At 65.8% G+C, this 22,477-nt stretch carries 28 protein-coding genes; 11 read left to right on the plus strand and 17 right to left on the minus strand.

Annotated elements, in window-relative coordinates; translation table 11 throughout:
• Nucleotides 1-3: 3 nt before the first annotated feature.
• On the minus strand, nucleotides 4-1,110 hold the full coding sequence (locus tag ACWEFV_RS23865) for a UDP-N-acetylmuramate dehydrogenase (protein WP_450071990.1): 1,107 nt from the start codon (nucleotides 1,108-1,110) through the stop codon (nucleotides 4-6).
• Nucleotides 1,111-1,136: 26 nt separating this feature from the next.
• On the opposite strand from ACWEFV_RS23865, the gene ACWEFV_RS23870 reads away from it, so the two are divergent.
• Genes ACWEFV_RS23870 through ACWEFV_RS23890 form a run of 5 tightly spaced genes read left to right on the plus strand, consistent with a single transcriptional unit; the run spans nucleotide 1,137 to nucleotide 4,718 of the window.
• Nucleotides 1,137-1,643 (plus strand): DUF2505 domain-containing protein, encoded by a 507-nt coding sequence (locus tag ACWEFV_RS23870; RefSeq protein WP_450071991.1) that lies wholly within the window; start codon nucleotides 1,137-1,139, stop codon nucleotides 1,641-1,643.
• Between the two features lie 23 nt (nucleotides 1,644-1,666).
• A complete protein-coding gene (locus tag ACWEFV_RS23875) occupies nucleotides 1,667-2,179 on the plus strand; it encodes a DUF2505 domain-containing protein (protein ID WP_450071992.1) in 513 nt (170 codons plus the stop codon).
• Nucleotides 2,154-2,963, plus strand: coding sequence for a class I SAM-dependent methyltransferase (locus tag ACWEFV_RS23880; protein WP_450072084.1), 810 nt, complete (start codon nucleotides 2,154-2,156; stop codon nucleotides 2,961-2,963). Before ACWEFV_RS23875 ends, ACWEFV_RS23880 begins: the two co-directional genes overlap by 26 nt.
• A gap of 28 nt (nucleotides 2,964-2,991) precedes the next feature.
• Nucleotides 2,992-3,807, plus strand: coding sequence for a carbon-nitrogen hydrolase family protein (locus tag ACWEFV_RS23885; protein ID WP_450071993.1), 816 nt, complete (start codon nucleotides 2,992-2,994; stop codon nucleotides 3,805-3,807).
• Nucleotides 3,804-4,718 (plus strand): LmeA family phospholipid-binding protein, encoded by a 915-nt coding sequence (locus tag ACWEFV_RS23890; protein WP_450071994.1) that lies wholly within the window; start codon nucleotides 3,804-3,806, stop codon nucleotides 4,716-4,718. Before ACWEFV_RS23885 ends, ACWEFV_RS23890 begins: the two co-directional genes overlap by 4 nt.
• 15 nt (nucleotides 4,719-4,733) lie before the next feature.
• On the opposite strand, the gene deoC is transcribed toward ACWEFV_RS23890, so the two are convergent.
• The 6 genes from deoC to ACWEFV_RS23920 form a co-directional block, all read right to left on the minus strand.
• On the minus strand, nucleotides 4,734-5,414 hold the full coding sequence (gene deoC / locus ACWEFV_RS23895; protein ID WP_450071995.1) for a deoxyribose-phosphate aldolase: 681 nt from the start codon (nucleotides 5,412-5,414) through the stop codon (nucleotides 4,734-4,736).
• Nucleotides 5,414-5,833 (minus strand): DUF2599 domain-containing protein, encoded by a 420-nt coding sequence (locus ACWEFV_RS23900; RefSeq protein ID WP_450071996.1) that lies wholly within the window; start codon nucleotides 5,831-5,833, stop codon nucleotides 5,414-5,416. The genes deoC and ACWEFV_RS23900 overlap by 1 nt, the downstream gene beginning before the upstream one ends.
• Before the next feature lie 4 nt (nucleotides 5,834-5,837).
• The gene (locus ACWEFV_RS23905) at nucleotides 5,838-6,122 is read right to left on the minus strand and encodes a DUF2516 family protein (protein ID WP_135458507.1); all 285 of its coding nucleotides are present in this window, start codon (nucleotides 6,120-6,122) and stop codon (nucleotides 5,838-5,840) included.
• A gap of 58 nt (nucleotides 6,123-6,180) precedes the next feature.
• On the minus strand, nucleotides 6,181-6,834 hold the full coding sequence (locus ACWEFV_RS23910; protein ID WP_135458509.1) for a heparin-binding hemagglutinin: 654 nt from the start codon (nucleotides 6,832-6,834) through the stop codon (nucleotides 6,181-6,183).
• Between the two features lie 61 nt (nucleotides 6,835-6,895).
• Entirely contained in the window at nucleotides 6,896-7,291 is a 396-nt protein-coding gene (locus ACWEFV_RS23915) for a helix-turn-helix domain-containing protein (RefSeq protein ID WP_036442056.1), read from the minus strand.
• A gap of 89 nt (nucleotides 7,292-7,380) precedes the next feature.
• Nucleotides 7,381-8,709: a DUF445 domain-containing protein gene (locus ACWEFV_RS23920; RefSeq protein ID WP_450071997.1), complete on the minus strand. Its 1,329-nt coding sequence runs from the start codon at nucleotides 8,707-8,709 to the stop codon at nucleotides 7,381-7,383.
• A gap of 106 nt (nucleotides 8,710-8,815) precedes the next feature.
• Between ACWEFV_RS23920 and ACWEFV_RS23925 the strand changes: the two genes are divergently transcribed.
• Nucleotides 8,816-9,520: a TetR/AcrR family transcriptional regulator gene (locus ACWEFV_RS23925; protein WP_135458513.1), complete on the plus strand. Its 705-nt coding sequence runs from the start codon at nucleotides 8,816-8,818 to the stop codon at nucleotides 9,518-9,520.
• Between the two features lie 4 nt (nucleotides 9,521-9,524).
• Complete coding sequence (locus ACWEFV_RS23930; protein ID WP_450071998.1) at nucleotides 9,525-10,391, plus strand: polyphosphate kinase 2 family protein; 867 nt, start codon at nucleotides 9,525-9,527, stop codon at nucleotides 10,389-10,391.
• Between the two features lie 128 nt (nucleotides 10,392-10,519).
• Here the strand turns inward: ACWEFV_RS23930 and ACWEFV_RS23935 are convergent, their stop codons facing one another.
• The 4 genes from ACWEFV_RS23935 to ACWEFV_RS23950 all read right to left on the minus strand — a co-directional run bounded on the left by ACWEFV_RS23935 (nucleotide 10,520) and on the right by ACWEFV_RS23950 (nucleotide 14,946).
• Complete coding sequence (locus ACWEFV_RS23935) at nucleotides 10,520-11,395, minus strand: cyclopropane mycolic acid synthase family methyltransferase (RefSeq protein WP_135458517.1); 876 nt, start codon at nucleotides 11,393-11,395, stop codon at nucleotides 10,520-10,522.
• Nucleotides 11,396-11,546: 151 nt separating this feature from the next.
• Nucleotides 11,547-12,407, minus strand: coding sequence for a 3-hydroxybutyryl-CoA dehydrogenase (locus tag ACWEFV_RS23940; protein WP_450071999.1), 861 nt, complete (start codon nucleotides 12,405-12,407; stop codon nucleotides 11,547-11,549).
• Between the two features lie 152 nt (nucleotides 12,408-12,559).
• Nucleotides 12,560-13,846 (minus strand): isocitrate lyase, encoded by a 1,287-nt coding sequence (aceA, locus tag ACWEFV_RS23945; RefSeq protein WP_039314369.1) that lies wholly within the window; start codon nucleotides 13,844-13,846, stop codon nucleotides 12,560-12,562.
• 278 nt (nucleotides 13,847-14,124) lie between these two features.
• A complete protein-coding gene (locus ACWEFV_RS23950) occupies nucleotides 14,125-14,946 on the minus strand; it encodes an acyl-[acyl-carrier-protein] thioesterase (RefSeq protein ID WP_135460289.1) in 822 nt (273 codons plus the stop codon).
• A gap of 118 nt (nucleotides 14,947-15,064) precedes the next feature.
• On the opposite strand from ACWEFV_RS23950, the gene ramB reads away from it, so the two are divergent.
• The 4 genes from ramB to ACWEFV_RS23970 are packed head-to-tail and all read left to right on the plus strand — an operon-like array spanning nucleotide 15,065 to nucleotide 17,906.
• On the plus strand, nucleotides 15,065-16,480 hold the full coding sequence (gene ramB, locus ACWEFV_RS23955; RefSeq protein ID WP_135458521.1) for an acetate metabolism transcriptional regulator RamB: 1,416 nt from the start codon (nucleotides 15,065-15,067) through the stop codon (nucleotides 16,478-16,480).
• A 46-nt stretch (nucleotides 16,481-16,526) separates the two neighbouring features.
• Nucleotides 16,527-16,745: a hypothetical protein gene (locus tag ACWEFV_RS23960; RefSeq protein WP_450072000.1), complete on the plus strand. Its 219-nt coding sequence runs from the start codon at nucleotides 16,527-16,529 to the stop codon at nucleotides 16,743-16,745.
• Between the two features lie 13 nt (nucleotides 16,746-16,758).
• Nucleotides 16,759-17,325 carry a hypothetical protein gene (locus ACWEFV_RS23965; protein ID WP_450072001.1) on the plus strand — a complete coding sequence of 189 codons (567 nt, stop codon included), beginning with the start codon at nucleotides 16,759-16,761 and terminating at the stop codon, nucleotides 17,323-17,325.
• Nucleotides 17,326-17,354: 29 nt separating this feature from the next.
• Entirely contained in the window at nucleotides 17,355-17,906 is a 552-nt protein-coding gene (locus ACWEFV_RS23970) for a carboxymuconolactone decarboxylase family protein (RefSeq protein WP_450072002.1), read from the plus strand.
• Nucleotides 17,907-17,987: 81 nt separating this feature from the next.
• On the opposite strand, the gene ACWEFV_RS23975 is transcribed toward ACWEFV_RS23970, so the two are convergent.
• The 6 genes from ACWEFV_RS23975 to ACWEFV_RS24000 form a co-directional block, all read right to left on the minus strand.
• Nucleotides 17,988-19,337 carry an MFS transporter gene (locus tag ACWEFV_RS23975; RefSeq protein ID WP_450072003.1) on the minus strand — a complete coding sequence of 450 codons (1,350 nt, stop codon included), beginning with the start codon at nucleotides 19,335-19,337 and terminating at the stop codon, nucleotides 17,988-17,990.
• Nucleotides 19,338-19,470: 133 nt separating this feature from the next.
• The gene (locus ACWEFV_RS23980; RefSeq protein WP_135458530.1) at nucleotides 19,471-19,740 is read right to left on the minus strand and encodes a flagellar basal body-associated FliL family protein; all 270 of its coding nucleotides are present in this window, start codon (nucleotides 19,738-19,740) and stop codon (nucleotides 19,471-19,473) included.
• Entirely contained in the window at nucleotides 19,737-21,131 is a 1,395-nt protein-coding gene (lpdA, locus tag ACWEFV_RS23985) for a dihydrolipoyl dehydrogenase (RefSeq protein WP_450072004.1), read from the minus strand. The genes ACWEFV_RS23980 and lpdA overlap by 4 nt, the downstream gene beginning before the upstream one ends.
• A gap of 30 nt (nucleotides 21,132-21,161) precedes the next feature.
• The gene (locus ACWEFV_RS23990) at nucleotides 21,162-21,656 is read right to left on the minus strand and encodes a hypothetical protein (RefSeq protein WP_450072005.1); all 495 of its coding nucleotides are present in this window, start codon (nucleotides 21,654-21,656) and stop codon (nucleotides 21,162-21,164) included.
• Nucleotides 21,649-21,927 (minus strand): putative holin, encoded by a 279-nt coding sequence (locus ACWEFV_RS23995; protein ID WP_450072006.1) that lies wholly within the window; start codon nucleotides 21,925-21,927, stop codon nucleotides 21,649-21,651. The genes ACWEFV_RS23990 and ACWEFV_RS23995 overlap by 8 nt, the downstream gene beginning before the upstream one ends.
• A 34-nt stretch (nucleotides 21,928-21,961) precedes the next feature.
• A complete protein-coding gene (locus ACWEFV_RS24000) occupies nucleotides 21,962-22,456 on the minus strand; it encodes a DUF779 domain-containing protein (RefSeq protein ID WP_135458534.1) in 495 nt (164 codons plus the stop codon).
• Nucleotides 22,457-22,477: the final 21 nt, after the last annotated feature.

The raw sequence follows: 22,477 nt of genomic DNA on the forward strand, positions 1-22,477 counted from the left end.
GATCTAGGGTACTGATAGTTCGCACCCAATCAGAATCGGCTCGGGCTCCAGAGTGATCCCGAAGCGGTCCCGGACACCCGCTTGCACCGCTCTGGCCAGGGCAATCACGTCGGCACTGTTCGCCTCGCCACGATTGGTCAAAGCCAGCGCATGTTTGGTGGAAAGTCGCGCGGGAGCGCCGTCGCCGGGGTAGCCCTTCCCGAAGCCGGAGTGCTCGACGAGCCAGCCGGCGGCCAGCTTCACCCCATCGGGCGCGGGGTAGTGCGGCACCGGTCCGGCCTCTTCCGCCCCGGCGCCGGCCCGGAAAGTGGCCTGCACCCGCTCGAACTCGGCCTGCGTCACCACCGGGTTGGTGAAGAACGATCCGACGCTCCACGTGTCGTGGTCGTTCGCGTCGAGCACCATGCCTTTGCCCGCGCGCAACTGCAGCACGGCCTGGCGAACTCGCAGCGGGTCGGCGCGCTCCCCCGGTTCGACGCCCAGCGCATTGGCCAGCTCGCGGTAACGCAGCGGGGCGCTTCGCCTGTCCTTGGCCCCATCCGCAGTCAAGGCGAACTCGACTTCGAGCACGATGACGGCATCGGAGTGTTTGAGGATGCTGGTGCGGTACCCGAACTTGAGTTCTTCCGGTGCGGCCCAACGGACTTCACCCGTGCGCCGGTCGAGTAGCCGCACCCGGCTGATGGTGTCGGCGACCTCGGCCCCGTAGGCGCCGACGTTCTGCACGGGGGTGGCCCCGGCCGATCCCGGTATCCCGGACAGACATTCGAGCCCGCCGAGCCCGTGCCGCAGTGAGGTGACGACGACATCGTCGAACACCGCGCCGGCCTCGGCGCGCAGCAGGTTGCCCTCGACCGTGACGGCGGTGTTGGCCACGCGCACCACGGTGAGGTCGGGCATCGTGTCGGCCAGGTCGTCGGCCAGCACCACGTTCGAACCACCTGCCAGCACCAGGATCGGCTCGGCCACGGCGCGCAGCACATCGACGAGCTGGTCGGTGCTGGTGCAGGTGAGCACCCGGGGTACCACCGGGCCGACCCGCAGTGTGGTCAGCGGCGCCAGCGCAACCGCCTCGGCGACTGCGACACCGGCAACATACGAACTGACCACGGGCCGTAACGGTAGCCTGACCAGCTATGCCGCGATCATTCGACATGGCCACCGACTACAAAGGCAGCGTCGAACAGGTCCACCGGGCATTCGCGGACGAACGGTACTGGCTGGCGCGGCTCGCCGATTCGGGGGCCGACAAAACCACGCTGGACGCCCTGACGGTGACCGACGACGGCGGTATCGAGGCGGTCACCACACAGATCCTGCGCGCAGACCGCCTGCCCGGGCTGGTGTCGCAGTTTCACCGCGGCGATCTGAGAATCCGGCGTGAGGAGCACTGGCAGCCGATCCGTGACGGCGCGGCCCAGGGCACCGTCCAAGGCTCCGTCGCCGGCGCCCCGGTATCCCTGTCCGGAACCGCGACTCTCGCCACCACCGACGGCGGGTCCCGGTTGTCGGTGCGCATCACGGTCGAGGTGAGGGTGCCGCTGGTCGGCGGGAAGATCGAGAGCTTCATCGGCAGGCAGCTGGTCGAGCTGCTGACCGCCGAGCAACGCTTCACCTCGGTGTGGATCACCGATCACTCCTGAGGGCACCGGTACCGTCGTTATCCGTGAGCAGGCGCCTGGAGTACACGCTGGCGTTCGACGCCCCCGCCGAGACGGTCTATGCCGCGTACGCGAGCGACGAGTACTGGCAGTCCCTGATGGACCGATATGACGACCTCACGCCGGGGAAGTCCGACATCACGGAATTCCGGTCCGACGAGCACGGGATCGAGGTCGAGTTCCGCCAGGTGCTGCCGCGCGCGGAGCTGCCCGCGATCCTGCGGACGGTGATACCGCTCGACATGGCCATCACCCGCAGGCAGTTTTTCGGCCCCTTCGACCAGCATGGTGTGAACGGCCACTACGCGGCGTCGGTCTCCCACGCGCCGGGCCGGCTCGACGGCCGCTATGCGCTCACCGGGGCCTCCACGGGTAGCCGGCTGCAGGTCGACAGCACGTGCAAGGTGTCGATGCCCCTGATCGGGGGCAAGCTCGAAGACCTGGTGCTGCAATCCGTCAACGAAGTGTTCGGCATCGAGGGGGCGTTCACCGCTGACTGGATCTCCGAGCACGTCTAAGCCTGTTGGCGCGGTCACCCGGGGCACCACCGGGTACAACCGGCTGCGCCGTAGCGACCGCTGGTTGGTGCACTCGCCGCGGGTGCGCACCGTGTTGCGGGCCGCTGCCGATCCGCTGGTGGTCGACCTCGGGTATGGCGCTCTACCGGTGACCACTCTCGAATTGGCGGCGCGCCTGCAGGCAGTCCGAACGGACGTCCGGGTCGTCGGCCTGGAGATCCACCCTGAGCGGGTGGCCACCGCGCGGGCGGTGGCCGGCGGCACCGATGTGCGGTTCGCGCTCGGCGGGTTCGAGTTGGCCGGGCTGCGCCCGGTGCTGGTGCGGGCCTTCAACGTGTTGCGCCAGTACCCGGTCGAGGCGGTGCCGGAGGCCTGGGCCACGATGTCGCGCCGGCTCGCGCCCGGTGGGCTGATCGTCGACGGAACCTGCGACGAGCTGGGCCGCCGATGCTGCTGGGTGCTGCTGGACCAGGGCGGGCCGGTGAGCCTGACCCTGGCCTGCGATCCCTTCGGCATCGAGCGCCCCTCGGATCTGGCCGAGCGGCTGCCCAAAGTGCTGATCCATCACAACGTCGAAGGCCAGCCGATCCACACGCTGCTCGGCGCTGCCGACCGGGCCTGGGCCAGCGCGGCCGGGCACGGCGTGTTCGGGCCGCGGGTGCGATGGCGGGCCATGGTGGAGCTGTTGCGTGCGGAGGGTTACCAGGTCGCGCCGCCGCGGCGCCGGCTGCGTGACGGCGTGCTGACGGTCCCCTGGTCTTCCGTGGCGCCGGCCACGCATTGAACACCGTGGCGCCACTAGGCTGAGGCGCATGCGAATTGCCCTGGCGCAGATCGCCACCGGCACCGACCCGTCGTCGAATCTGACGTTGGTCGATGAGTTCACCCGGCGCGCTGCAGATGCCGGCGCTCGGTTGGTGTTGTTCCCCGAGGCCACGATGTGCCGGTTCGGCGTGCCGCTGTCCCCGGTCGCCGAGGGCCTGGACGGGCCGTGGGCGACGGGGGTGCGCGAGATCGCCGCACGGGCCGGAGTGGTCGTGGTGGCCGGGATGTTCGTCCCCGGCGACGACGGACGGGTCACCAACACCCTGATCGCGACGGGCCCCGGCGTCGACGCGCACTACCACAAGATCCATCTCTACGACGCCTTCGGATTCACCGAATCACGCACTGTCGCACCGGGTTTCGATCCGGTGACGATCACTGTCGACGGAGTCACGGTCGGCCTGACCACCTGTTACGACGTCCGGTTCCCGGAGCTCTACGTGGAGCTGGCCCGTCGCGGCGCCCGGCTGATCACCGTGCATGCCTCGTGGGGATCCGGGCCCGGCAAGCTCGAGCAGTGGACCCTGCTGGCCCGGGCCCGCGCACTGGACACCACCGGCTTCATCGCCGCGGTGGACCAGGCCTACCCGGGCGATGAGATCGCCGAGGTCGGACCGACAGGCGTCGGCGGCAGCGTGGTGACCTCCCCCACCGGCGAGGTGCTCGCTTCGGCCGGCGCGGACCCGCAGTTGCTGGTCTTCGACGTCGACCTCGAAGCCGCCAACCAGGTCCGGGACACCATCGCGGTGCTGCAGAACCGCTCACAGTTCGCTCAGTTGGGTAAGGCACAATCGCTGGGGTGACCGATCCCTGGGCTCGCCCAACCGACCAGTCCCCGTCAGCGCCTTCGGCGGAGCTGCCTCCGTCGCCCCCGGCGCCGGATCAGCCGGGTCAGCCGGCACAGCCGGGTCAGGTCGAACAACCGGCACCCGCCGCGCCCCAGCCGCAGGACCCCTCGGCACTGGCGAAGGTCAGGAAGCTGTTCTCGGATCCGCTGTCGGTGGTGCTGGTCTTCGTGATCGTGCTGGCCCTGGTCGCCGCCGGTGTGCTCGGCGGTGAGCTTTTCGCCCGCAGCCGCGCCGACAAGATCGTCGCCTCGATCGTGGAATGCATCGTGCAGGACGGCGCCAAGGCGTCGTTCGACCCGCTGCCGCCGTTCCTGCTGCAGCATGTGAGCGGCCACTACACCAACATCAACATCGAGACGGCCGGTAACCAGATCCGCGATGCCAAGGGCATGCAGGTGAAGCTGGGCATCGAAGACGTGCGGATCAAGGAAACGGCTGACGCCAGCGGCACCGTGGGCTCGCTGGTCGCCGACATCAACTGGAGCACCGACGGCATCCGTCAGACGGTGGCCGACTTGGTGCAGCTGCCGTTCATCGGCTCGGCCATCTCGGATGTGAAGACCAACCCGTCCAACGGGACGATCGAACTGAAGGGCCTGCTCGGCACCATCACCGCCAAGCCGACGGTGGTCAACAAGGGCATCTCATTGCAGATCGTCGATCTGAGCGCGATCGGCCTGTCCTGGCCGCGCGAGACCCTGCAGCCGATCCTGGACAAGTTCACCGCCCAGCTCACCGAGAACTACCCGATGGGGATCCACGCCGACAGCGTGCAGGTCACCGACGGCGGCGTGGTGGCCAAGTTCTCGACCACGAACGCCTCGATGCCCAAGGCCGCCGACGACCCCTGCTTCGACAAGCTGTAGCGAGTCCGCGCCGGGCTAACCGGTGAGGCCGTCGAGCACCGCCCGGGTGCCCGACAGGCCGAGCCGGGTGGCCCCGGCGTCGAGCATGGTCGTGGCCGCCTCGGCGGTGCGGATGCCGCCGCTGGCCTTGACCCCCACGCCGTCTCCCACCGCGCGCGCCATCAGTTCGACGGCGCGGGCGGAAGCGCCGCCGCTGGGGTGAAATCCGGTGGAGGTCTTGACGAAGTCGGCCCCGGCACCGACGGCGGCCCGGCACACGTCCTGTAGCAACGACTCGCCGGCGAATTCCAGCAGCGCCGCGGACTCGACGATGACCTTGAGCGTGGCGCCGGGGACGGCGGCGCGCACGGCAGCCACCTCGGCCGCGGTCGCGTCCAGGTCTCCGCTGAGCGCGATCCCGACGTCGATCACCATGTCGATCTCGGCGGCGCCTGCGGCCACGGCCAGCTGAGACTCACGGGCCTTGATCTCGGCCAGGTGTTTGCCCGACGGGAAGCCGGACACCGCAGCCACCACCAGACCCGACGGGGCGACCGCGGCCGCGGCGGACACCAGCGACGGTGACACGCACACCGAGAACACCTCGAGGTCGACGGCCTCGGCCACCAGTTTTTCGACGTCGGCCACGGTGGCCTCGGGCTTGAGCAGGGTGTGGTCGACCAGTGCCGCCACCTGGGCACGGGTGTAACTGCCCATCAGAACGGTTCCTCGCTGCCGCCGGGATTGCATCCGCTGGCCAGCATCACCTCGGGACTGACCTCGGGTCGCCACGGCTCCAGGTTCCAGCTGGTCTTGCCCGGCTCGGCAAGTTCGGCGAACGTCCAGTGGCACACGAACTGCTCACGCATTCCGGGCAGGTCGGCGTCCGGGGACAGGGCCAGTACCTCGGCCCAGGCCTGATCCGCCTGGGCCACGCTGCCGGGCTGGTGGGTCAGTGCGCGGGCAGCGTCGGTGGGATAGACGCGCAGGCTCGACATATCGCCCCACTTGGCCCATTCGACGTGGTCGACGTACACGTGGTCGACGCCTGGGTCGGCGGTCGCAGCGGGAGCCGAGGTCAGTGGTGCGCCCAGCGCGATGGCTGCCGCGCCGAGCGCGGCAAGAGGTGAGCGCATCGGGTCAGCGCGACTTTCCTTGGATCTCAAGCAGTTTTGGTCGCACGTCGACGAGGTAGACGCCGGTGGCGCAGGCGGAGATGACGGCGATGAAAACACCGCCGAGTAGCAGCGTCAGCACCACGCCGGCTCCCAGAATGGCGAGCCAAACCGGCTTGGTGAGCTTGCCGGTGGCCGTGTAGGCGTCCGGACGCTGCATTGCCGCATGTACGAAGGCGTAGACGCCCGCGACAACGACCAGATAACTGAGCGCTGTAAGGATGACGCCCGCAAGGTTGGCGAGTTGCACCTCACCAGCCTATGCGGGCGTCATCACTAGCGTCGACCGACAGGGGTCAACACCGGTTTTACTTCTGGGTGACTTTCTTGGCCGGAGCGGCCGTGGTCTTCTTGGCGGCCGGGGCGGCCTTCTTGGCCGGAGCGGCGGGGGCGGCCTTCTTGGCGGCCGGAGCAGCCTTCTTGGCGGGGGCGGCAGCCTTCGCGGCGGCGGTCTCGGTGGCCTTCTCGACCTTCTTCGGCAGCTCCACGCCGACCAGCTTGGCGGCGCGCTCGCCGACCGCGCGGGTCTGCGAGGCCACGGTGCCCAGCGCATCCTGGGTCAGCTCGGTGACCTGGTCGGTGTAGCCCTCGACGCGGCTGGCGGCTTCCTCGATGGCCGGCTGGTTGCGCAGGCGCTCCAGCGCCGCCTCGCCACGCTCGACCAGCTTGTTGTAGGTCGCGGTGGCCTGATCGGCGTAGCCCTCGGCGGCCTTGCGCAGCTCCTCGGAAGTGAACTTGTCGCGCAGCTCGTCGAACTGGGTCGGCAGGTCTTCCTGCAGCTTGGTCAGGCGGGCGCGGCCTTCCTCGACGCGGGCCTCGGCGTCGGTGCGCGCACCCTCGGCACGCTCGCGCAGGCTGGCGACGATCTCGTTGACCGTGGCCAGGGCCAGGTCAGCGGCGCCGACGGCGGCCAGCAGCGGGGCCTTGAGGTCTTCGATGGTGGGCTGAGTCTTCTCGGTCATGCGAATTCCTTTCTCAGGATGGCTTTTCGTGCGAGTGGTTATTCGGGCAGCTGGTGAGTTGTCAGTCAGTTGTCGGCTCCTCACCTGCATCGGCTTCGTTCTGCTGACGGAACGACGTGTAGATGTCGAGCAGCACCTGCTTCTGCCGTTCGGTGATCCCCACGTCGTTGACGATGGCGTCGCGGACCTCGCTGGGCTCGCTGGGCTCCAAGATCCCGGCACGCACATAGAGAACTTCCGCAGACACCCGCAGTGCCTTCGCGATCTGGTTGAGCACGTCGGCGGAGGGTTTCCGCAATCCCCGTTCGATCTGGCTCAGGTAGGGATTGCTGACGCCGGCCTTCTCGGCCAACTGCCGTACCGATACCTGTGCCGCCTCACGCTGGGCGCGGATGAAGCTCCCGATGTCCTGCGCAGCGTTGGAGACGACAGCCGCGAGATTTTCTTCTTGCGCCATGTCATTCCCCTCGTAGCCCGGGTATCCGTTAACGACGAAATTCACGCTACGACGGGGTGCTAACTTTTGCAAGCACTAGTTAGCGCAGGTCAGAAGAGTAGTTGAGCTACCGAATAGATGATCAGGCCCGCCAACGAACCCACCACGGTGCCGTTGATCCGGATGAACTGCAGGTCACGACCCACATGGAGCTCGATCCGGCGGCTCGCCTCGTCGGCATCCCAGCGCTCGATGGTCTCGGTGATGATTGCTGTGATCTCGGTCCCATACTCAGCGACCAGGTGTTTTGCGCCCCGGATGATCCAGCCGTCGACTTTGTCGCGTAGCTCGGCATCGTCGCGCAACGACTCGCCGATCCGCATCACCGAGTCGGCGATCCGGGTCCGCAACGCCGAAGACGGGTCATCCACCGACTCCAAGATGATCCGCTTGGCAGCCGCCCACGCGGTCTCGGCCGCCCGGGCCACCTCGTCGCGGCCCATGAGCTGTTCCTTGACGTTCTCGGCGCGCTGAATCGTCGCCTCGTCGTGCTGCAGGTCGTCGGCGAACTCGAACAGGAACCGGGTGGCCGAGCGCCGCAGCTCATGGTCGGGGTTACGGCGCACCTTGTCCGTGAAGTCCATCAGCTCCCGATGGATCCGGTCCCCGACCAGGTGGTCCACCCAACGGGGTGACCAGGTCGGCGAATCCCGCTCGATGACGCGCTCGATGACCTCACCGGAGTTCAGTGACCACTGGAACGCCCGGTCGCACAGCAACTGGATCAGCGCTTCCTGACGACCCTCCTGCAGCAGGGTCGACAGCACCCGGCCGATCGGCGGTCCCCATTTCGGTTCGGCGATGCGCTTGACGATCATCCGGTCCAGCACATGCTGAACGTCCTCGTCGCGCAGCATCTCCACCCCGACGCGCAGCACGGTCGACGCCTCGGCGGCCACCCGCTCGGCGTGGGATCGGTCGCTCAGCCACTTGCCGAACCGACCCGCCACCTGCGCGTCGTGCAACTTGTTCGCGATCACCTCGGGGGACATGAAGTTCTCCCGGACGAACGCGCCCAGACCCTCCCCCAGCTGGTCTTTCTTACGCTTGATGATGGCGGTGTGCGGGATCGGCAGCCCGAGGGGATGCTTGAACAGCGCCGTCACAGCGAACCAGTCGGCAAGCGCGCCGACCATGCCGGCCTCGGCCGCAGCCCGCACATACCCGACCCAACCGGCCGCCCCCCGCGACTGGGCCCAGGTGCACAACAGGAAGATCACTGTGGCGCCGACCAGGAAGCTCAGCGCAACGAGCTTCATCCTCCGCAAACCCCGTAGACGTTCGGCGTCGGCGGCGCTGTCCGCACCGACCAGCGTCTCGGCAAAACTTGGCCGCGTGCCCGCAAGCGCGCGGACTCCCGCGTCGGATCGATGTGCCACCTTTCCATCTTGCGCTATCGCCGCGACTGACGGTCTGACCCACAGGCCGGTATCCGCAGTTTCGCCGTAGTATCAAGTGGAACTAGGGAATGGGACTACTGCGACAGTGGCACAGCAGACTCCGCCGGTGACGGTGAAGACCGATGGACGCAAGCGGCGCTGGCACCAGCACAAGGTGGAGCGGCGCAATGAGTTGGTAGACGGCACCCTCGAAGCGATCCGACGCCGGGGCAGCAACGTCAGCATGGATGAGATCGCTGCCGAGATCGGCGTGTCCAAGACTGTGCTCTACCGCTACTTCGTCGACAAGAACGATCTCACCACCGCAGTGATGATGCGGTTCGCCCAGACCACCCTGATCCCGAACATGGCGGCAGCCCTGTCCTCGAACCTCGACGGTTTCGACCTGACCCGCGAGATCATCAAGGTGTACGTGGAAACCGTTGCCGCCGAACCAGAACCGTATCGCTTCGTGATGGCGAACAACTCGGCCAGCAAGAGCAAGGCGGTCGCCGATTCCGAGCAGATCATCGCGCGCATGCTCGGCGTCATGCTGCGCCGCCGGATGGCCCAGGCCGGTATGGATACCCGCGGCGCAGAGGCGTGGGCGTTCCACACCGTCGGCGGCGTGCAGCTGGCCACCCACTCGTGGATGTCGAACCCGCGGATGACCGCCGACGAGCTGATCGACTACCTGACCATGCTGGAGTGGAACGCGCTGTGCGGCATCGTGGAAGTCGGCGGCTCGCTGGAAAAGTTCAACTCACTGCCGCACCCGTCACCGGTTTTGCCGCCACAACTGCTTGACTGATCGGGTGAGCGACAGAGATCTGCCTGCCCTGTGGACCCACGAACCACATGACCAGCTGGCTTTCCGCCCGGGCGACGAGGTCGCGCGAATCGACACCGACAGCACGCCGGGATTCCGCGGGAACAAGAGCGACGCACCCACCCTGCAGACCGAGCGCAATCTGCGACTCGCCTCGCTACAGGAAATGCTCTACGCCCGCAGCAAGAGTGGCGACGACAACCGCTCGGTGCTGCTGATCCTGCAGGGCATGGACACCGCAGGCAAGGGCGGCATCGTCAAACATGTTGTGGGAGCAGCGAACCCACAGGGCATCCGGTACACCAGCTTCGGCAAGCCGACCGAGGAGGAGCGCGCCCACCACTACCTGTGGCGGATCCGCAATGCGCTACCACCGGCCGGACATATCGGGGTGTTCGACCGCTCGCACTACGAGGACGTGTTGATCGTCCGTGTGCACAACCTGGTGCCGCCGGACGTCTGGGGCGCCCGCTACGACGAGATCAACGCCTTCGAACGCGAGCTGGTCGATGCCGGCACCACGCTGGTGAAGGTGGCCATGTTCGTCTCGCTCGCCGAGCAGAAGGCGCGGTTGTCCGAACGGCTGGACCGCCCCGAGAAGTACTGGAAGTACAACCCGGCTGACATCGACGAGCGGCTGCTGTGGCCCAAGTACCAGGAGGCCTACCAGGCAATGCTGGAGAAGACGTCGACCGATTACGCGCCCTGGCACATCGTGCCGTGCGACAAGAAGTGGTACAGCCGGCTCGCGATCACCGAGCTGCTGATCGAGGCCCTCAAAGGCCTCAACATGTCCTGGCCACCGCCGGACTTCGACGTCGAGGCCGAGAAGAAGCGGCTGGCTTCCGCCTGAGTTTCTCGCGCCGAGACTGCACTCACGGACAAGATCCGCGCGGATTCTGTCCCTGAGTACAGTTTCGGCACACAGGGCACAAACAAAAGCAGCCCCCGACGGTGTCGGAGGCTGCTTTTGGAAAGTAACTACTTGACCAGCGTGAACTGGCCGATGTTGGTGATGCCGCGACGGAAGAAGTCGGCGCAACCGGTCAGGTACTTCATGAACCGGTCGTACACTTCCTGACCCTGCAGGGCGATGGCCTCGTCCTTCTTGGCCTCCAGGTTGGCCGCCCACATGTCCAGCGTGCGCGCGTAATGCGGACGCAGCAGGTGGATGCGCTCCAGCTTGAAACCCGAGCCGTCGGCGAGCTTCTCGATGTCCTCGACCGCAGGCAGCTGCCCACCGGGGAAGATCTCCTCACCGATGAACTTCATGAACTTCAGGTCGCTGATCGTCAGCTTGATGTTGTTCTCACGGAAGAACTGCTGGGTGTGCGCCAGGATGGTGTGCAGCAGCATGCGGCCGCCGTTCTCCGGCAGGATGCTGTAGGCCCGCTCGAAGAAGATCGGGTAGCGCTCCTGCTTGAACGCCTCGAATGCACCGATCGAGACGATGCGGTCGACGGGCTCGTTGAACTCTTCCCAGCCCTGCAACCGGATCTCGACGTTCCGGTTGGTGTCGATCTTGGCCAGCCGCTTGCGGGCATAGTCCGACTGTTCCTTGCTCAGCGTGATCCCGATGACGTTGACGTCGTGGTTGATCAGCGCACGCTCCAGGCAGCCACCCCAGCCGCAGCCGATGTCCAGCAGCGTCATACCCGGCTTGAGGTCGAGCTTGCCCAGCGCCAGATCGAACTTGGCGTTCTGCGACTCCTCGAGGTTCATGTCCTCGCGCTCGTAGTAACCGCAGGTGTAGCCCATGGTCGGTCCGAGGAACAGCGCATAGAACTCATTCGAGATGTCGTAGATCGACTGCGACTCCTCGTAGTACGGAGCAAGATCGGACTCGACGTTAGACATACGAAAAATTACCTCTTTGCGTTTCTGCTGCTGACGACCGTTGGTTTGGGGCCGACACGTGTTCTTACATGCAGACTCTATAGAGCGAGCCGGCAGGCCCTCCTGTGGGTAGACTAGCTAAGCCTTGGCCATAGTGCCAGCTCGGCCCTACTCAGTACTTGTAGAAGCCCTGGCCCGATTTTTTGCCCAGCTGACCCGCCTCGACCATACGCAGCAGAAGCGGCGGCGCGGCGTACAAAGGCTCTTTGAACTCGTCAAACATCTTGTCAGCGATGAGCTTTAGGGTGTCCAGACCGACCAGATCGGACAGCCGCAGCGGCCCCATCGGATGGGACAACCCCGCCACCACTGCCTTGTCGACATCGTCAATTGTGGCAAAGCCGCCCTCGACCATTCTGACGGCTGCCAAGAGGTACGGAACCAGCAACGCGTTGACCACGAAACCCGACCGGTCAGAACAACGCACAACCTGTTTTCCGAGCACCGTGCTGGCGAATTCCTCGACGCGCGCCGCGGCGGCATCTGCGGTCACCAGAGTGCTGACCAGTTCGACCAACGGCAACACCGGAACGGGGTTGAAAAAGTGCAGGCCCAGCACCCTGGAAGGATTCTGTGTAGCTGCTGCGATTTTCATGATCGGAATGCTGGAGGTGTTGGAGGCCAGTACCGCGTCAGGGTCGGTGATCACGCGATCCAGGTCTGCGAAGATCTTCGCCTTGACGTTCTCGTCCTCGATCACAGCCTCGATGACCAGCTGACGATCGGCCAGATCGTCGATCGTGGTGGTGAACGCCAGCTTGCCCAGCGCGGCGTCCTTCTCCCGCTCCGTGACCTTGCCCGCGCTGACCGCACGCTCGAGTGATTTGGTGATCCGGTTGCGGCCCGCGGTGACCAGTGCGTCGGTGGTCTCGAACACCAGCACGTCGACGCCGGCACGCGCGGACACCTCGGCGATACCTGCGCCCATCTGGCCGGCACCGATCACACCTACACGTTCAATTTGATTGCTCACGACTTCTCTTTCTATACGCAGAACAGGCCCCGCCCAAAAATTCTGAGCGGGGCCTGCTGCTGTCGAGAACTACTGCGCGCGAGAGTGGGTGCTGTGCACGAAACTGTGTCGGAATACGCACACAGCACCCACGCTCGGCAGCTCAGCAGCTGCTAGTGGAACTGACCCTCTTCGGTGGAACCGGCCAGCGCGGTGGTCGAGCTGTTCGGGTCCACGGTGGTGGCGATCCGGTCGAAGTAGCCGGCGCCGACCTCGCGCTGGTGCTTGGTGGCGGTGTAACCGCGCTCCTCGGCGGCGAACTCGCGCTCCTGCAGCTCGACGTAGGCCTTCATCTGCTCGCGGGCGTACCCGTGGGCCAGGTCGAACATCGAGTAGTTGAGGGCGTGGAAGCCGGCCAGCGTGATGAACTGGAACTTGAAGCCCATCGCGCCCAGCTCGCGCTGGAACTTGGCGATGGTGTCGTCGTCCAGGTGCTGCTTCCAGTTGAACGACGGCGAGCAGTTGTAGGACAGCATCTGGTCCGGGAACTCGCTCTTGACGCCCTCGGCGAACTTCTTGGCCAGCTCCAGGTCCGGGGTGCCGGTCTCCATCCAGATCAGGTCGGCGTACGGCGCGTAGGCCTTGGCGCGGGCGATGCACGGCTCCAGGCCGTTCTGCACCCGGTAGAAGCCCTCGTTGGTGCGCTCACCGGTGATGAACGGGCGGTCGCGCTCGTCCACATCGGAGGTGATCAGGGTGGCGGCCTCGGCGTCGGTGCGGGCGATGACCAGGGTCGGGACGTCGGCGACGTCGGCGGCCAGGCGGGCCGAGGTCAGGGTGCGGATGTGCTGCTGGGTGGGGATCAGCACCTTGCCACCGAGGTGGCCGCACTTCTTCTCCGAGGCCAGCTGGTCTTCCCAGTGCGAACCGGCGACACCGGCGGCGATCATGGCCTTCTGGAGCTCGTAGACGTTGAGCGCACCACCGAAGCCGGCCTCACCGTCGGCGACGATCGGGGCGAGCCAGTTCTCGACCGAGGTGTCGCCCTCGACCTTGGCGATCTGGTCGGCGCGCATCAGCGCGTTGTTGATGCGGCGGACGACCTGCGGCACCGAGTTGGCCGGGTAGAGGCTCTGGTCGGGGTAGGTGTGGCCGGACAGGTTGGCGTCACCGGCGACCTGCCACCCGGACAGGTAGATGGCCTTGAGGCCGGCGCGGACCTGCTGCACGGCCTGATTACCGGTCAGCGCGCCCAGCGCGTTGACGAAGTCCATGTCGTGGAGCTGCTCCCAGAGCACCTCGGCGCCGCGGCGGGCCAGGGTGTTCTCCTCGACGACGGAACCCTGCAGGGCAACCACGTCGGCCGGGGTGTAGGTACGGGTGATGCCCTTCCAGCGGGGGTTGTGATCCCAATCGTGCTGGATCTGCTCCGGTGACTTGGGGGTGCCCACGGTCGACATAGGACTGCTCCTTCGGGTTGTTTCAGTCGCCTTGTTCCACCGCCGCGTCGTTCGCCTTGTTAATTGCTAACGCCGTGACAGCTTCACTGTTGTGCTAACCCGACGATGGCACAGCCCATATCCGCAGGTCCACCCGTTTCAGTTGCCAAGTTTCGCCAAAGCGCTTAGTTAACTTGCAAAGGTTGCGAAGAAATATGATGGCTGTACCGGTTCAGAAGCTACCGACGAGTAGCGCAAAGGCGCAGGTCAGTACGCTCGTACTGTTAAACCGAGTGGGGTCAGAGCGAGAACAGTGATGCGATCGCTTTTGTCTCGTCGCCGACGGCATATGTGAGCGTTCTAACAGTGCGATCCGAGAGCTCTTCACCGAATTTGTCGGTCGATCCGGCCGGGTGAACGTGCGACAGGATCTCGAGCTTCTCGCCGAGGGCCACCGCGGCGTCGTGCTCGATGGTCACCCGCAGCGGCTTCTCCAGCAGCTCGGGGTGCGAGTACAGGTAGTCCTCGACCACCGTCCAGTAGACCGAGTTGTTCATGTGGTCGAACAGGTCGATGTCGGACACCCGCACCGGGTACTCGCGGATCTCGGCCGCGTCCTCACGACTTCCGGCCTTCAGGTAGGACTTCCAGCGCAGACGGGACTCGTCGGTGGTGCGGCGCAGGCCGGACAGGAAGTCGTCGGAGATCCGGGAGGGCCCCTGGGTGTCGCGGTTGATGTGGATCCAGAACGCCTCGGACTCCATGAGGCCGCCGCGCCTTCCATCTATGCGCACCCGCATCTCGCACCACCGGTTGGACGTGCCCGAACACCACCGCCGCATCCGCAGGATGTCACTGCCCTCGATGGGCCGGATCAGATCGATCATCGTGCGCCGCACGATCCACGCGGGGTGGACGTCTTCGTATCCCATCTCCCGCAGCTGGTCCTGGCCGACGTCCTGAATGTGCCGGCACGCGCCGTCGAACCGCAGTCGGCCGGTGCGATCGACATCGGCCATCCGCAGCGGCCATTCCAGGTCGAAGACATCGGGATGGGGATCGGGCACCGGCATCATCACCTTGTTCAGCCCGGTGGTCGAATTCTGCGCGGTTCCCGTCATGGTCATCTCCAGTCGCTGTCGTCTGAGCCGATCATGCCAGGCAGCCCGATACTGCCAGTAGTGACCAAACTGCCAAGAATGCAAAGACCGCCTTCACACCCTTGTTAGGCTATTTGACGTGGCAAAAACGTTCGTCGGGTCGCGGGTGCGTCAACTGCGGAGCGAGCGTGGGTTCAGCCAGGCGGCGCTGGCCCAGATGCTGGAGATCTCCCCCAGTTATCTCAACCAGATCGAGCACGACGTGCGGCCGCTGACCGTGGCCGTGCTGCTGCGCATCACCGAGGTATTCGGGGTGGACGCGACGTTCTTCGCCTCCCACGACGACACCCGCCTGGTCGCCGAGATGCGCGAGGTGACGATGGACCGCGACCTCGGCGCCGAGATGGACGTCGCCGAAGTCGCCGACATGGTCGCGGCATATCCGAATTTCGCCCGCGCGATGGTCAACCTGCACCGTCGATACCGGCTCACCACCACGCAATTGGCGGCCGCCACCGAGGACCGGTATTCCGACGGCAGCGGCAGCGGTTCGATCACCATGCCGCACGAGGAAGTGCGCGACTACTTCTACCAACGGCAGAACTATCTACACGAACTCGATACCGCCGCGGAGGATCTGACCTCGAAGATCCGCATGCACCGTGGTGACCTTGCCGGTGAGCTGGCCAACCGGATGACCACGGTGCACGGCGTCCGGATCGTTCGGCGCATCGACCTGGGCGACACCGTGCTGCACCGCTACGACCCGGCTACCAAGACCCTGGAGATGGGCAACCACCTCTCTAGCGGCCAGCAGGTGTTCAAGATGGCGGCCGAACTTGCCTTCCTCGAGTTCGGCGAGCTCATCGACAAGATGGTCGACGAGGGCATGTTCACCAGCGACGAATCCCGCACCCTGGCCCGGCTCGGGCTGGCCAACTACTTCGCCGCGGCCACGGTGCTCCCCTACCGCCAATTCCATGATGTGACCGAGAATTTCCGCTATGACGTGGAGCGGTTGTCGGCGTTCTACTCGGTGAGCTACGAGACCATCGCGCACCGGCTGTCCACCCTGCAGCGTCCGTCGATGCGCGGGGTGCCGTTCTCCTTCGTCCGGGTCGACCGCGCAGGCAACATGTCAAAGCGCCAGTCCGCCACCGGCTTTCACTTCTCATCCTCAGGCGGCACCTGCCCGCTGTGGAATGTCTACGAGACGTTCGGCAATCCGGGCAAGATCGGGGTGCAGATCGCCCAGATGCCCGACGGTCGCAACTACATGTGGGTGGCCCGCACCGTGGAGCGCCGCGCGTCGCGCTACGGGCAGCCCGGCAAGACCTTCGCCATCGGGCTGGGATGCGAACTGCGCCACGCGCATCGGCTGGTGTACTCCGAAGGACTGGACCTCTCCGGAGAGGTTGCCACACCTATCGGCTCGGGCTGCCGCGTGTGCGAACGCGACAACTGCCCGCAACGCGCGTTCCCCGCACTCGGCAAAGCGTTGGACCTCAACGAGCACCGCTCGACCGTGTCCCCGTATCTGGTGCGGCAGCCGTAGTTAATTGGCGCGCCGGGCGGCCCGGAGATGGCCATAAGCTTGGGAAATGACTGGGCCGCAGCTCGAGGTCGATACCGCTGAACTGACGGTGCTCGCCGGCCAGTTCAATGACCTCGGCACACAGATGCAGGATGCGGTCACCCCGATGGATCCGGGACCTGACTTCCAGCCGAGTTCCGCTGCGGTGACCGAGCTGGCGGCCAGCGCAGACTACGTGACGCGGGTCGCCGACCTGCACACTCACAGTCGGCGCAAACGCGAATGAAACGTTTCCCAACGTGTGGCCGGCTTCGGTGATCCGCACAATCGCGATGTTTTTCGCCGTGGCGGTATTGGTCGCCGCCTCAATCGCCGGCTGTACACGCCAAATATCGGGTACTGCACAAGCAGAACCGCAGCCACACGTCTTCCCAAACCTCGACGAATTCGTCTCCGCAAACCCGGAAAATTTCTACGTACCACTCCGCGGAGGGCCAAGCTATCAATTCACCACCTCGACTGGGGTTAGCTGTGAGATCAACTTCGGCGGACCTTGGTGCTCAGGAAACTTTTCGCCCGACCCCTATGAATCGACCGACAACGTCTGCTCGCATGCCGGGCGATCCAACCGTGAACACCCAGACCGCGAACACACGTACTCGATCAATCGGCTCGATGACAAATGTCAGTCTGAAGCGGGCCCGAAGGGCCGACTTCTCGAGGTTGGCCAGAAACTGGTCGCTGACTGGGGGCCCCAAGTGGGTGTATTCACCTGCGCCGTAGGCGAGAACGGCCTCGTCGCGTGCATCGACACCCGCCACAACCACGGCTTCGTCATCGAACCCACCGGCGCCTGGACCTTCTGAGCCGCACCACCTGTGCCAGACTCGGCGAGGTGAGTGCACTCGAGCCGGCCCGTATCGCACCCGGCGGATTCCGTGAGCTGGGCCCGGTCAACTGGGCCATCGCCAAGCTGGGCGCCAGGGCCATCCGGGCACCGAGGTTCACCCTGATGAACGTCCTGGGCCAGCACAAGCTGCTGTTCCTGGCCTGGCTGCCCTATTCCGGGGTGCTGTTGGGCCCGCTGGGCAAGTTGTCGCGTCAGGACGCCGAGTTGGTCATCCTCCGGGTGGGCCATCTGCGGGATTGCGAATACGAACTGCAGCAGCACCGCCGGTTGGCCCGCAGCCGCGGGGTGGACGCCGACACCCAGGCCCGCATCTTCGAGGGGCCCGACGCCGAGGGGCTGACCGACCGGCAGCGGGTGCTGGTCACCGCGACCGACGAGTTCGTCGTGACCCGGTCGATCTCGGCCGAAACCTGGGCCACACTCTCGGCGATCCTCACCAAGCAGCAGCTCATCGAATTCTGCATGCTGGCAGCCCAATACGATGGTCTGGCCGCCATGATGACGACGCTGCGGATCCCACTGGACTTCCCGGACTAGGCGGCGGCGGCATCCCAACGTCGATTTCTACACCTGGGTTGTGACGGCGGCCCATCGACAGCCCGGGTGTAGAAAACCGAGTCAGGCGGAACGTACCGCCTCCCGGTCTGACCCTGCCTTGACGTCCGCCGCGTCGCTCAACGAGCGGCCGGCCGTTTCCACACCCCACGCGACCGTGACGGCCAGCCCGACGAATGAGACGGCGGAGCCGGCCAGCAGCACCCAGTTGACTCCCTTGTCGAGGGCGAAGGGCATGAGGTAGACGGCCACCGCCGCACCGATCCGGCTGGCCGCAGTGCCGATGCCGACAGCCGTCGCGCGCACTTCCGTCGGGAACAACTCGTTGGGATAGACGATTTCGAGGAAGCTGGACGCCCCGGACAGCAACGCGAACGCGCACACGGCGGTGAAGACGATCATCACCGGCAGACCCGGGATCAGACCGGCGATGCCCCAGATGATTCCGATACCGGCGAAGGTGTAGATCAGCAGGGCCTTGCGGCCGATCCGGTCGACCAGGAACAGTCCCGGGATGCCGCCGACCGCGAACAGTGCGGCGAGGAACACCTCTCCACCGTTACCCGTGATGCCGACCTCGCCCAGGATGTCGAAGGAGAACGAGTAGATGGACAGCAGCGGAATCACCTGACACATCCAGAACAGGCTGACGAACAGCGTCCTCTTCAGGTACGGCGGCTTGAACACCGACGTGAAGGTCGCGCGTTCGGCGGTCGCCGGCTCGCCGAGATCCTCGACCCCGTAGTCGGGCCCGAAGACCTGCTTGATGGATCGGTCCGCTTCCTCGACGCGTCCCTTGCTGATCAGCCACCGCGGCGATTCCGGTGTCCCCAACCGCAGGAACAGGGTGACGAGCGCGAAGACGGCCGGGCTGGCCAGCATCCAGCGCCAGGCATTGTCGCCGGCGAAGTGGGTGCACACCATCGCCACGACGGGCGCAACGGTAGCGCCGACAGCCCACACGACGAACGTGGCGCCGAGCATGCGGCCGCGGTATTTGGCGGGCAGGTACTCCGCGAGCAGCGAGGTGGCGATCGGGTAGTCGGCGCCGATGGCCATGCCGATGAGGAACCTCAGCAAGATCAGCTGCCAGACCTCGGTGGCGAACATGCAGCCCACCGAAAAGACCGCCAGGGCAAGCAGATCCAGGATGTACATCATGTGGCGGCCGACCTTGTCGGTCACCCAGCCGAACAGGCCGCCGCCGACGAAGATGCCGACCAGGACCGCGGCGGCGATCAGTCCCTTGTCTGCCGTCGTGACGTTGAACGACGTGCTCATGGTCGCCCAGGTGAACCCGATGATCGCAATGGCATAGCCGTCGATGAACGGTCCACCCGACGAGTACAGCGTCAGTTTCTTGTGGAATGCCGTCAGGGGCGCGTCATCGATCAGTCCACTGCTAGATGCCATTGGGTTCCCTGTGCTGCCGATGTGGACGGGCCGCGGCCCGATCTGTTCACATCGACATTCGTCCAGGGTGTACCTGTCCTGTAGCGGAAAATCGCACGAAACGCACGCCCTGTTGTTGTGCGATCACACAAACCTACAGGTAGGTGACCCCGAGCAACACGAGCGAGAACAGCACCGGAGACACGGGCAACGTCCACAGGAACGCCGCCCATGTGTGGGACTTCTGCTGGTACTTACGCCAGCCGAAATATCCGCCCGCGGCGCCGCCGATGAGCGACAGGGCCGCGACCAGAAGCACCCAGATGTTCACCCGGGAGCCTTCGGTCGCCAACGTGATGGCAGCCAGCCACAGAATGTGGCCGACCACCAATCCGGCTATGCCGGCAACGATTTCGTTTCTCAAAAGTTGATCATGTGGCCGGTCAGCCCGTGGAAGCACTCCTGCAGCGCCTCCGACAGGGTCGGGTGGGTGTGCACGTTGCGGGCCAGCTCGTTGGCCGTCAGGTCCCACTTCTGCGCCAGTGTCAGCTCCGGCAACAGCTCGGACACGTCCGGCCCGATCAGGTGTCCACCGATCAGCTCGAGGTGCTTCTTGTCGGCGATCAGCTTCACGAAGCCGGTCGGATCGGCCAGGCCGTGCGCCTTACCGTTGGCGGTGAACGGGAACTTGGCGACGACGACGTCGTATCCCTCGGCCTTGGCCTGCTCCTCGGTGAGACCGAAGCTGGCCACCTGCGGCTGGCAGAATGTGGCGCGCGGCATCATCCGGTAGTCACCGAGCGCCAGAGTCTCTGCGCCGCCGATGGTTTCGGCTGCGACGACGCCCTGGGCCTCGGCCACGTGGGCCAGCTGCAACTTGCCGGTGACATCGCCGATCGAGTAGATGCCGGGAACGTTGGTGCGCATGTAATCGTCGATCGCGATGGCCCCGCGGTCGGTCAGCGCCACCCCGGCCGCCTCCAGGCCGAAGCCCTCGATATTGGGCGCGAACCCGATGGCCTGCAGCACCTTGTCGGCCTTGAGCTCTTCGGTGGTGCCGTCCTTGCTGACCGTCACCTTGACCGTCGACCCATCATCGGCGATGCCCTCGACCTTGGTGCCGGTCAGGATCTTGACGCCGAGCTTCTTGTACTGCTTCTCGATCTCCTTGGAGACCTCGGCGTCCTCGTTGGGTAGCGCGCGCGGCAGGAACTCGACGATGGTGACGTCGACGCCGTAGTTCTTCAGCACGTAGGCGAACTCCATGCCGATCGCGCCGGCGCCGGCGATGATGATCGAGCCCGGCAGGTCGCGCGACAGGATCTGGGTTTCGTAGGTGACCACGTTGTCGGACAGCGCGGTGCCCGGCACCAGGCGGGTCGATGATCCGGTGGCGATGATCGCGTTGTCGAAGGTGAGGTCCTCGGTACCGCCCTCGTTGAGCTTGACCGACATCGACTTGGGCCCGGTGAAGGTGCCGTAGCCGTGAACCTCGGTGATCTTGTTCTTCTTCATCAGGAAGTGCACGCCGGCGACGCGACCGTCGGCGACCTTGCGGCTGCGATCGAAGGCGGCACCGTAATCGAAGGTGGCCTCACCGCTGATGCCGAAGGTCTTGGCTTCCTTGTTGAAGATGTGCGCGAGTTCCGCGTTGCGCAGCAGCGCCTTGGACGGGATACACCCGACATTGAGGCACACGCCGCCCCAGTATTTGGGTTCGACAATTGCGGTGTTCAGCCCCAGTTGGGCGGCACGAATGGCCGCGACGTATCCACCGGGACCAGCTCCGAGAACGACGACGTCAAAGTGGGTCACGACCCCACCCTAGTGGGCCGTGCAATGGCCCTACCGGGCGATCCAGCCGAATACGTAGGCGCCGTAGAAAACCGCCGCCGCTGCCATCGCCGCCAGAGGCGCCGACATCAGGGCGATGGCCAGGGCCGATACCAGGGGTTTGCGCTGGGCCGTCGACGCCACCAGGGCCCCGACCGTGGTGACGACGATGTAGGCGAGCACGGCGAACACCGGCCAGGTCTTGTCGGCTGACTGGTACCAGTAGTAGTACAGACCGGCCCCCGCCGCTGCGGAGACGAACCACACCCCGGCCAGCCCGCCCACGAACGTCCACCATTTGACGGACAGGTAGATCCCTTCCACCACGATGGGCGGAGCCGGGGCGGGCAGCGGTGCCGAGGGCGCGTCGTCGAAGGCCGTCTCGTCCGGGGTCATGTCTTCCGCGGACGTCGTTTCGGGCGACAACTCCTCGTCGAGGACCTCGTTCTCCCCCGTGTCGAACAGCGGGGCGAAGTCCGCGGTGGAGGTGTCGACGTTTTCAGGCATGGGTTGCCACCTGGATGATCGCCAGGGCACCGAACCAGCCGGGCGCGATGGCCAGCACACATGCGCCGAGCGTCGTGACCCACCGCCGCCCCGAAACCAGGACCATCAGTATCCCCAGGACCCCGGGCACCCCGAGGGCGAGGGCGATCACCACATCAGGCCGGACGGCGACCGTGACCAGCAGTGTCGTGGCGATGCCTGCCAACAGCCCGACCGCTACGCCGACCAACATTGCGCTGGTCAGCAGCCACGCCCGTGGCAGCGGAATCACTCTTCGACGATAACGCCGCGACCACGCCGACCCGCTACATCTGCGCGGCGCGTCCCCCGGGGATCGGGCAGGCGTCGGCGGCTTCGTCGACGATGTGGCTGCCGGTGCCGGGCGGCCTGATTCCGTCTCCGTACTGCGCACCGGTCACCGGGGGTTGCTCGGCCAACAGGTCGTTCTCAGCGTCGGTGAAGGCCCGGCCGCGAGACAGGAACCGCATGCCTTCGGGCGCTTCCAGGCTGAAACCACCGCCGCGGCCGGGGACGACGTCGATCACCAGCTGGGTGTGCTTCCACGCCTCGAACTGTGGACCGGAGATCCACACCGGAACGCCGTCACCGACGTCGAGAACCGCCAGAAGGACGTCGCGATCACCGACGATGAACTCGCCGTCGGGGTAACACATCGGCGACGACCCGTCGCAGCAGCCGCCGGACTGGTGGAACATCAGCGACCCGTGGCGCTCCCGTAGCCGTGCCAGCAGTTCAGCGGCGGCCGCGGTGATCAGGGCCCGCGCCGGTGCCTGGCCCATCACGTCCTCGCTTCTGTCGTC

The organism is Mycobacterium sp. NPDC004974 (assembly GCF_053600815.1).

Excerpts from the sequence above, each read along its gene's own strand:
- ACWEFV_RS23870 (WP_450071991.1), top strand. The coding sequence starts at position 1,137 with ATGCCGCGATCATTCGACATGGCCACCGACTACAAAGGCAGCGTCGAA.
- ACWEFV_RS23885 (WP_450071993.1), top strand. The coding sequence starts at position 2,992 with ATGCGAATTGCCCTGGCGCAGATCGCCACCGGCACCGACCCGTCGTCG.
- deoC (WP_450071995.1), bottom strand. The coding sequence starts at position 5,414 with ATGGGCAGTTACACCCGTGCCCAGGTGGCGGCACTGGTCGACCACACC.
- ACWEFV_RS23900 (WP_450071996.1), bottom strand. The coding sequence starts at position 5,833 with ATGCGCTCACCTCTTGCCGCGCTCGGCGCGGCAGCCATCGCGCTGGGC.
- ACWEFV_RS23910 (WP_135458509.1), bottom strand. The coding sequence starts at position 6,834 with ATGACCGAGAAGACTCAGCCCACCATCGAAGACCTCAAGGCCCCGCTG.
- ACWEFV_RS23915 (WP_036442056.1), bottom strand. The coding sequence starts at position 7,291 with ATGGCGCAAGAAGAAAATCTCGCGGCTGTCGTCTCCAACGCTGCGCAG.
- ACWEFV_RS23935 (WP_135458517.1), bottom strand. The coding sequence starts at position 11,395 with ATGTCTAACGTCGAGTCCGATCTTGCTCCGTACTACGAGGAGTCGCAG.
- aceA (WP_039314369.1), bottom strand. The coding sequence starts at position 13,846 with ATGTCGACCGTGGGCACCCCCAAGTCACCGGAGCAGATCCAGCACGAT.
- ACWEFV_RS23950 (WP_135460289.1), bottom strand. The coding sequence starts at position 14,946 with ATGACGGGAACCGCGCAGAATTCGACCACCGGGCTGAACAAGGTGATG.
- ACWEFV_RS23960 (WP_450072000.1), top strand. The coding sequence starts at position 16,527 with ATGACTGGGCCGCAGCTCGAGGTCGATACCGCTGAACTGACGGTGCTC.
- ACWEFV_RS23975 (WP_450072003.1), bottom strand. The coding sequence starts at position 19,337 with ATGGCATCTAGCAGTGGACTGATCGATGACGCGCCCCTGACGGCATTC.
- ACWEFV_RS23990 (WP_450072005.1), bottom strand. The coding sequence starts at position 21,656 with ATGCCTGAAAACGTCGACACCTCCACCGCGGACTTCGCCCCGCTGTTC.
- ACWEFV_RS24000 (WP_135458534.1), bottom strand. The coding sequence starts at position 22,456 with ATGGGCCAGGCACCGGCGCGGGCCCTGATCACCGCGGCCGCCGCTGAA.